Annotated in this window: 4 protein-coding genes; 3 read left to right on the top strand and 1 reads right to left on the bottom strand. The window is 72.4% G+C overall.

The window, feature by feature from the left end:
- Together JWP28_RS20105 and JWP28_RS20100 are read left to right on the top strand one after the other, a co-directional pair.
- Window positions 1-1,505, top strand: a 1,505-nt coding sequence (locus JWP28_RS20105; protein ID WP_299545633.1) for an autotransporter assembly complex family protein, incomplete at its 5' end; no start/stop codon positions are given.
- Window positions 1,502-5,659 carry a translocation/assembly module TamB domain-containing protein gene (locus tag JWP28_RS20100; protein WP_299545632.1) on the top strand — a complete coding sequence of 1,386 codons (4,158 nt, stop codon included), beginning with the start codon at window positions 1,502-1,504 and terminating at the stop codon, window positions 5,657-5,659. The genes JWP28_RS20105 and JWP28_RS20100, both read left to right, overlap by 4 nt.
- Here JWP28_RS20100 and phhA read toward each other — a convergent pair.
- Window positions 5,653-6,525, bottom strand: coding sequence for a phenylalanine 4-monooxygenase (phhA, locus tag JWP28_RS20095; RefSeq protein WP_299545631.1), 873 nt, complete (start codon window positions 6,523-6,525; stop codon window positions 5,653-5,655). The genes JWP28_RS20100 and phhA overlap by 7 nt on opposite strands.
- A gap of 200 nt (window positions 6,526-6,725) precedes the next feature.
- Between phhA and JWP28_RS20090 the strand changes: the two genes are divergently transcribed.
- Window positions 6,726-7,521: pitrilysin family protein (locus JWP28_RS20090; RefSeq protein ID WP_299545630.1), on the top strand; the 796-nt coding region annotated here is incomplete at its 3' end.

Below are 7,521 nucleotides of genomic sequence, written 5' to 3'. Positions count from 1 at the left end.
AGATCGCGCCGGGGCCGAGGTTCGTGCTGGGCTCCGTACGCCTGGACTGGGTGGGCGCGCCCCCCGATCCCGCCGCGGCCGCCGCGGCGCAGACGTCGCTGGCGCTGAAACCAGGGCAGCCGGGGCGCGCGGCTGACGTGGTCGCCGCCGAGGGCCGAGCCGTCGCAGCAGTCCAGAAGCGCGGCTATGCGGACGTGAAGGCCCAACCCCGCCAGGTCGTCGTCGATCACGCCGATCGTACGGTGAATCCCGACTACAGGATCGCCGCCGGCCAGATCGCGCGGCTGGACGGCATCGAACTCACCACCAACGGGCGCACCAGTCCCGAATGGCTGCGGAATCTGGCCCCCTGGCGCCATGGCGACCCCTACGATCCGGAGGCCGTGGCTGAGCTGGAACGGCGGTTGCTGGACACCGGCGTCTACGAGTCCGTCACGGTGGCGCTGGCCCCCGCCGACAAGCTGACCCCCGACGGCCTGCGCCCGGTAGTGGTCAGCGTGGCCGAACGCCAGAAGCGGACCATAGAGCTGGGCGGCAGCTACGACACCACCGAAGGCCTGGGCCTCGACGCCAAGTGGACGCGCTACGGCATGCTCGGCCGCGCCGACACCTTCTCGGTGCTGGGCCGCGTCTCGAACATCGATAGCCGCATCGAGACGGACCTGTCGCTGCCGCACTGGCGCACGCCGCAGCAGACGCTGGCGTTGCGCGCCGCGGTCTATCGGGCCAGCACGCCGGCCTATGACCAGGAAGGCGTCAAGGTCAGCGCCGACGTCACCCACCGGTGGGGGCGCAACGCCACCTTCGGCCTGACCGGGACCTATTTCACCTGGGGCGCCTCGATCGACCTCAGCCGCACCAGCGAAGTGCGGATCGGGTCGCTGACGTCGCTTGGCCAGGACATCGCCACGTTCGCGGGCCTTGTCGATATGGCCTTGGACCGCTCCGACGATCCGCTGGATCCGCGGCGCGGCTGGCGCGTCAGCACGCGCATCGAGCCGACCCTGCTCACAGGGTACGGCACGCTGCCCTACCTCAAGGTGCAAGGCCAGGTTTCGGGCTACCTGCCGTTCGGCGTCCAGGCCAACACGGTCCTGGCCGGGCGCCTGCGCCTGGGCAGCATCCTGAACGGCTCCACCGCCGACATCCCGGCCCCGCAACGGTTCTATGCCGGCGGCGGGGGGTCGGTGCGCGGCTTCGGCTATCAGGAAGTGGGGCCAAGGCTCGCCGACAACACGCCGGAAGGCGGATTGTCGCTGGCGGAGGCGTCTCTGGAGCTGCGCCATCGCCTGCGGGGCCCTTGGGGCGTGGTCGCCTTCCTGGACGCCGGAACGATCGGTGGCGCGCAGCTCCCCGGCTTCCGCAATTCGAGCGTCGGGGCCGGATTCGGCGTGCGCTACGACCTGGGGTTCGCGCCGATCCGCGTGGACATCGCGACTCCGGTGACCAGCCGCCACGGTCAGGCGCCGTTCCAGCTCTACGTTAGCATCGGTCAGAGCTTTTGAGCGCGCCTGAGGACATCCCCGCCGTCCGGCGCTCGGCCCTGCCCAAGGCCATCGTGACGGTGGCGCTCGCAGTCCTGGCCCTGATCGCGGCGACCCTGGTCGTGGCGCGCTACGGCGTGCTGCTGCCGCAGACGCGCCTGCTGATCGAAGCCCGCGCCAACGGGCTGAAGGTGGGCAGCTTCGGCCGGCTGAAGATCGAGGGCCTGAGCGGAGACATCTGGCGCGACCTCAGCGTCCGAAAGCTCACGCTGCGTGACGAGGGCGGCATCTGGCTGGAGGCCGATAACCTCCATATGACATGGCATTATCTCGATCTTCTCACGCGAAACTTCCACGCCGACCGGATCGAGGTCCAGACCGTCAAGGTGCTGCGGCGCCCGACCCTGACCAAGAAGGGCAAGGACACCGGCCTGCCGGTCTCCTTCCACATCGACCAGGCCCATGCCCGCATCGAGATGCTACCGGCGTTCAGCTATGTCCGCGGCGTCTATGACCTCGACCTCAACCTCGACGTAGAGCGCGGCGGCGACCAGCGCGGCAAGGTGCGGGCGGCCAGCGTGCTGCATCCCGGCGACCACCTGCACGTCGACTACGACATCGCGAAGACCCGGCCGCTGCTGGTGCTGGCCGACGCGGAGGAGGCCCGGGGCGGGGCGCTGGCCGGCGCGCTCGGCCTGCCCGCGGACCAGGCCTTCACCCTGAAGGTGGCGGCGGGGGGCAAGATCTCGCAGGGGCGGTTCGCCGCGGTGGCCAATTCCGGCGCGATCCAGCCGCTCTGGGCCACGGGCGCCTGGGCCAAGGACGGCGGCGACGCCCGCGGCCGGATTTCGCTGACCGCCTCGAGGCTGACCGCGCCCTACGCCCGGCGGTTCGGTCCGGAGGCGAGCTTCGTGCTGGTCGGCCGCCGCGCGGGGCCGGACCTCTTCGCGCTAGAGGCGCGGGTGGCCTCGCAGAACCTCGCCATACGCGCCCACGGTCTGGGCGACATCGGCCAGCGGCGGATCGGTCCGCAGGGAATCCTGCTGGCCGCCGAAACTTCGGCGCTGGCGCGGATCACCGGCGGGCCGGAGATGGGTCCGGCGCGGGTCGCGGGGCAGGTGACCCAGGTCTCGTCCGGCTGGCGGTTCGCGGGCGCGGCGGCGGTGACGCGGGCGCGGCTCGGAAGCTACAGCCTCGACCAGGCGTCAGGCCCGCTGGAGGTGAGCGAGCAGGCCGGGCAGTGGGACGTCAGGGCGAAACTGGCCGGCGCCGGCGGGCGCGGGGCCGGCTATGTGGCGGCCGTCCTGGGCCGGGCGCCCAAGGCCAGCTTCGACGGGGCGCGGCTGGCGGACGGGCGTCTGTTGCTGCGCGACCTGCAGGTGACGGGCGCCGGCCTGAAGGTCGAGGCCACCGGGGGGCGCAGCCTGCTTGGCGGGCTGACCTTCAAGGGCAAGGCCGCGGTCTCCAACCTGGCGGCGGCGCGGGTCGGCGCGGCGGGCTCGGCGCAGGCGAGCTGGTCGGCAGGCCAGGCCAAGGCGGGGCAGCCCTGGACCTTCTCGGTGGACGCCCGTGGCGACCGGCTGGCGACCGGCTATCCGGAGATCGACCGGCTGCTGGGCCCCAAGCCGCAGCTGAAGGCCCAGGCGAACCTGCAGGGCCGGCGCCTGGCGGTGGGCGCGGCGAGCCTGATGGGTGCGGCGTTGAAGGCCTCGACGGCGGGCGTTCTGGCGGCGGATGGCGGGCTCAGCTTCAAGCTCGACTGGAGCGCCGACGGGCCGTTCCATGCCGGCCCTGTGGAGATCGCCGGCGCGGCCAAGGGCTCCGGCGCGATCACCGGCACGCTCGCCGCGCCCCGCGCGGACCTGCTGGCCGACGTCGCGGCGATCGACCTGCCGCGCCTGCCGCTGAAGGACGCCCACCTGACCCTGAGCTTCCTGCGCAAGCCCGACGGATCGAGCGGCATGGTCGCGCTTACCGCCGGCAGCACCTACGGTCCGGCCCGCGCCCGCTCGGATTTCAGCTTCCCGGAGGGCGGGATCGACCTGACCGGTCTTTCGGTGGACGCCGCAGGGGTGAAGGCCGCCGGTTCGCTCTCGCTCCGCAGCCGCACGCCGTCGGCGGCGAACCTTGAGGTCACCGTGACTCGCGGGGCCTTCCTCGACGCCGGGCGGGTGGCGGGCACGGTGAAGATCGCCGATGCGCCCGGCGGGGCGAGCGCGGCGCTGAACCTGACCGCGGAGGGCGTGCGGCTCGGCGGCTCGACCGTGACCGTGCGCACCGGCAAGCTCACCGCCAGCGGGCCGCTCGCCCGGCTGCCGTATTCGACCCAGGCTGAGGGCCAATCGGAGGGCGGCCGCTGGGGCCTGAACGGTAGCGGCGTGCTGGCCGAGGCCAAACCCGGCTATGCGGCGACCTTCGACGGCCAGGGCCGGCTTGGCGGCCGCGAACTGCGCACCCTGGAAACCGCTCAGGTGCGCTTTGGAGGGCCGGAGCGCAGCGCGCACCTGAAGCTTGCCGCTTCCGACGGCGGCCGGATCGACCTCGACGGCCGGCTGTCCGACGCCGGGACCGACGTGCGCGCGCAGGTCACGGCCTTGACCCTGGGTCTGTTGGACGAGGATCTCGCGGGCCGGACGGACGCCACCCTGACGCTGCAGGGCCGTGGTGCGCGGCTGGACGGCGTGCTGGAGGCGAAGCTCTCCGGCGCGCGGGGCCGCGGGACGCCGACCGCTTCGGGCGTCGACGGCGTGGTCCGTGGACGGCTTGCCGGCAACCTCCTGTACCTCGACATGACCGCGGCCAACGCCCAGGGCCTGACCGCCAACGCCAGCGTGGTGCTGCCCGCGGAGTCCTCCGCCGCGCCGTTCCGCGTCGCCATCGCGCGGCAGCGGCCGATGAGCGGCAAGTTCGCGGCGCAGGGCGAAGTCCGGCCTCTGTGGGACCTCTTGGTCGGCGGCGAGCGCAGCCTGGCCGGCAAGGTGATGACCCAGGGCACGCTGGGCGGCACGCTCGCCGATCCCAACGCCACCGGCCAGATCGAGGTCGACGGCGGCCGCTTCGACGACGGGGCGACGGGGCTTTCGCTGCGCAACGTGGCCCTGAAGGCCGACTTCGCCCAGAACGCCGTCAACGTCACCCAGGCGAGCGGTGTCGACGGTCACGGCGGCTCGGTGACCGGCGCGGGGCGGATCAGCCTGCTGCGCGAGGGGGCGTCGAGCTTCCGGCTGGACCTGAAGGGCTTCCGGCTGATCGACAACGACCTGGCCACCGCCTCGGCCACCGGGCGCGCGACCATCGACCGGGCGGCCGACGGCAAGGTGCGGCTCTCCGGGGCGCTGAACATCGACCGGGCCGATGTCGCCCCGCGCCTGCCGACGCCGTCCGGCGTGGTGGTCATGGACGTTGTCGAGAAGAACCGGCCGCCGGACCTACCGGCCTCTCTGCCGCCGGCCAGCCAGGGCGGCGATGGCTGGGTCCTGGATGTCACGCTGAAGGCGTCGCGCGGGGTCTTCCTGAAAGGACGCGGCCTCGATGTCGAGCTGTCGCTGGACGCCCATGTCGGGGGGACCACCGCCCACCCAGACCTCACCGGGACGGCGCACGTGGTGCGGGGCGACTACGATTTCGCCGGCAAGCGCTTCACGTTCGATCCGACCAGCGTCGTCTACCTGTCCACGCGGCCGCAGGGCGTGCGGCTCGACCTGACGGCGACGCGGGACGACCCCACCCTGACCGCCGTGGTGCGCATCCGCGGCACGGCGGCGCGGCCGGAGATCACCCTCAGCTCGACGCCCAGCCTGCCCAACGACGAGGTGCTGTCGCAGGTGTTGTTCGGGCGGACGGCCTCGCAGCTCTCCCCGTTGGAGGCCGCCCAGCTCGCCTCGGCGCTTTCGGCCCTGGCCGGGGGAGGCGGCTTCGACGTGATCGGCAACCTTAGGACCTTCGCGGGCCTCGACCGGCTGGCGCTGGGCGGCGGCGACGCGGCCTCGGGGGCGCTGTCGATTTCCGGCGGCAAGTACCTGACCGACAACGTCTATCTCGAGCTCACCGGCGGCGGGCGCGACGGCGGCGCAGCGCAGGTCGAATGGCGGATCAAGCGGAACCTGTCGATCGTCTCGCGGGTCGGCGGGCAGGGGAACAGCCGCCTGGCGATCCGCTGGCGGCGCGACTACTGAGCCGCGGCGGCCCGGCCGCGGGCGTAGGCCTGGGTGCCTTCAGTGATCACCAGGTCGCTGGGCTCGATCCGTTCGATCGGGATGTCGCTCGCCCGCGACAGGCGGTCGTAGATCGGGGCGAAGTCCTGCAGGGTCGCGTCCAGCAGGGCCTGCAGCGAGGGGATGACGAAATAGACCTGCTGGAAGTCGTCGATCCGGTAGGGGGTGCGCATCACCCGCTCCAGGTCGAAGCCCAGGCGGTTGGGGGAGGGATCGTCGAGGGCGAAGATGGATTCCGCCCGGCTGGAGACGATGCCGGCGCCGTAGATCCGCACGCCCTGCGGCGTCTGCAGCAGGCCGAACTCGACCGTGTACCAGTAGAGCCGCGCCAGGTTGTGCAGGCGGCCGAGCTGCATGGCCCGCTGCCCGCCGCGCCCATAGGCCTGCATGTAGTCGGCGAACACCGGATCGGTGAGCATGGGCACGTGGCCGAACACATCGTGGAAGATGTCCGGCTCCTGCAGGTAGTCCAACTGATCGGGCTTGCGGATGAACTGCCCCGCCGGGAAGCGGCGGTTGGCCAGGTGGTCGAAGAACACCTCGTCGGGGACTAGGCCCGGGACGGCGACGACGCTCCAGCCGGTCAGGCGGTTCAGCTCGGCGTTGATGCGGGCGAAGTCCGGGATCCCCGAACGGTGCAGGTCGAGCGCCTCCAGGCCTTTCAGGAAGGGATCGCAGGCGCGGCCGGGCAACAGCGCGGCCTGCCGCTCATAGAGGGTGATCCAGACCTGGTGCTCGGCCTTGCTGTAGGCGTCCCACCCCTGGTCGATCGTCCAGTCGGCCCGCGCGCCTGGGGGCGGGCTGTTCGTAAAGCCATCGGCGCTCATGACCCGAGAATGGCCCCGTTCGCGCGGAAGTTCCGTTCTGAGTTGGCCGTCCGCGGCGGCCCGCGCGGGAGGATCGTCCGCGAAGCGCCGGGCGGGCGCATAAAAACGCCCAAATTGGGCGGATCGGTCGCGCTGCCGCCGCGATTGCCGGGTGAAGCTCTTTCGGCCTAAGGCTTGGCTCCCCGAAAGCAGGACTCCGTATGCGTCTTCATCCGTGCGCCGCCTGGTTTGCGGCGGTCGTCGTGGCCGTCCTCGGGGCGACCGGGCCGGCCTGGGCGCAGGGGACGCCTGCGCCGTCCACGCCGGCGGCGCTGGGTCTGCGGGCCGACCCCGCCTTGCTGCGCGCGGACCCCGCCGTCCGCTACGGACGCCTGCCCAACGGCCTGCGCTACGCCGTGCAGCAGAGCGCCAACCCGAAGGGCGCGCTGTCGCTCCGCCTGGGCTTCGGCGTCGGCAGCTACGAAGAGGCCGACGACGAACGCGGCGCGGCCCACTTCATCCAGCACATGGCGTTCAGCGGCGCCCGCTCGTTCCCGGGAAGCCAGCCGGCGCTGGCCTTCGCGCCGCTGGGCGTCGCCTTCGGCCCAGACCGCAACGCCTCCACCAGCTTCAGCCAGACCGTCTACCAGCTCGATCTCCCGACGACCCGCGCGCACGAAGCCGAGATGGCCCTGAAGTGGCTGCGCGATGTCGCCGACGGCCTGGTGTTCGCCGGGCCCGCGGTCGAGCGCGAGCGCGGCGTGATCCAGGCCGAACGCGCCGCGCGGGCCGGCGGCTTCGGACAGCTGCGCGACCGCATCGAGGCGTTCGAGGACACCGGCCTGAGGTCGGCGGCCCGCCTGCCGATCGGAACCCAGGAGAGCCTCGCCGCCCTGACGCCGCAGAAGCTCCAGGCCTTCTACGACCACTGGTATCGCCCAGAGAACGCGGTGCTGGTGCTGGTCGGCGACCTGCCGGCGGAAGCGCTGGAGCAGCAGGTGCGGGCCGCCTTCGCCG

It is taken from the genome of Phenylobacterium sp. (assembly GCF_028290885.1).
Lineage (GTDB): Bacteria > Pseudomonadota > Alphaproteobacteria > Caulobacterales > Caulobacteraceae > Phenylobacterium.
Note: the sequence above shows the minus strand (reverse complement) of the source record. Positions and strands in the feature narration are given on the sequence as shown.

Coding starts and splice junctions, on each gene's coding strand:
- phhA (WP_299545631.1), bottom strand. CDS start 6,525: ATGAGCGCCGATGGCTTTACGAACAGCCCGCCCCCAGGCGCGCGGGCC.